This is a genomic window from Kocuria sp. CNJ-770 (genome assembly GCF_001942375.1).
In the GTDB taxonomy this organism is placed as follows: Bacteria; Actinomycetota; Actinomycetes; order Actinomycetales; family Micrococcaceae; genus Kocuria; species Kocuria oceani.
Genome location: NZ_MKJW01000148.1, coordinates 9,271 through 10,678 on the forward strand (window position 1 = coordinate 9,271; position 1,408 = coordinate 10,678).

At 51.1% G+C, this 1,408-nt stretch carries 1 protein-coding gene; it reads left to right on the plus strand.

The features are described from left to right. Positions 1-33: 33 nt before the first annotated feature. On the plus strand, positions 34-1,408 hold a 1,375-nt coding region (locus tag BJF77_RS19720; RefSeq protein ID WP_139318640.1), incomplete at its 3' end, for a DEAD/DEAH box helicase.

Here is a 1,408-nt window from a genome sequence, read left to right on the forward strand (position 1 = left end):
AATTGGCGATTCGCTCTTCTGTGTGCTAGTGCCATGACCGATTTGTTGGAAAGCGAAGCCGCACAACAAGCCATCCTACGCATCGCTCAAGGGTGCCTTATCTCTCCAGTATCCACCGACGTGGAACGCGAGGGCGCTGAATCACTTCTCCGACGTATGGGCAACAGCCGCGCCATTGGGTTGGCCAAAAGTCGAGGGCTATTAGCTGCCGACGACGCCGTGCGGGTGCCATTGGATTTGCAATGGGAGATTGCAGCCAAGGAGCAATCCTTTTCCATTGACTTTGGTGACGGCCAGTCCTTCCTGGCAAATCCGTTCCAGCGACGCTTCTGGGAAGCGGCAGAGAATAGTTCATGGGTAAGTGTTTCCGCTCCTACGTCCTCTGGAAAAAGCTTTATTCTCCGTAAATGGGTCGAACGAAAAATCGCTGGTGCGAATCCATGTCGCGTTGTTTTTTTGACGCCTACACGCGCACTTGTTGAGGAAACTGGAACTGCTTTTCGTGAATCCCTCCCTTCTGACGTACCAGTCATTACACTTCCCTGGGATGCAGAAGTCCTCAAAAACGACAAAGAACTATATGTCCTAACCCAGGAACGCCTTCATCTAATACAACAGTTTAAGTCTGGCTTTTCATTTGACTTCTTAGTTGTTGATGAAGCCCAAAAGGTGGGTGATGATTCGCGCGGCATTATTTTGAGCGAAGTGATTGACGAGGCAGTATCTCGCAATCCATTGCTTCATGTCGTCTTCGCCAGTCCGATGGCGTCCAATCCTGAAATCCTACTGGAGGGAAGGCCTGGGAATACCTCGGCACAGGCACTTGTTGATGGAACTTGCACTGTCAACCAAACTTTGCTCTATGTCAATCAAGTGCCCCGTAATACGCGATCATATGAGGTTCGGGTTGCTAATGGGGGGAAGAGCTACGCCGCAGGCAAGGTACACCTCTCCAATCGCCCAACAACACTTGCGATGAAGTTCGCCTTGATCGCTCTCGCAATGGGCGAAGACAGCACTGGCAATCTAATTTATGCTAACGGCCGAGCGTCTGCTGAAAAGATGGCAAGCCTCATTTCCCATTACCGACCCAAACAGGAATTGGATGCGTTTACCAAGCAACGCATTAATGACGCCGTTTCCTACGTCTCCGCGGCAATCCACCCGAAGTTTGCCCTATGTACCACCCTTAGAAAGGGCTCGGCTTTCCACTATGGCTCTATGCCCCTGCATGTCAAGGAGCTTGTAGAGGGCCTTTTCAAGGACGGTATTGTAAAGTACTTGACCTGTACGTCGACTCTACTGGAGGGCGTGAACCTTCCTTGTACCAATATCTTTGTTCGTGCTCCCAAGAAGGGTGACCAGAAGATGAATGAAGCAGACTTCTGGAACTTGGCTGGGCGCGCGG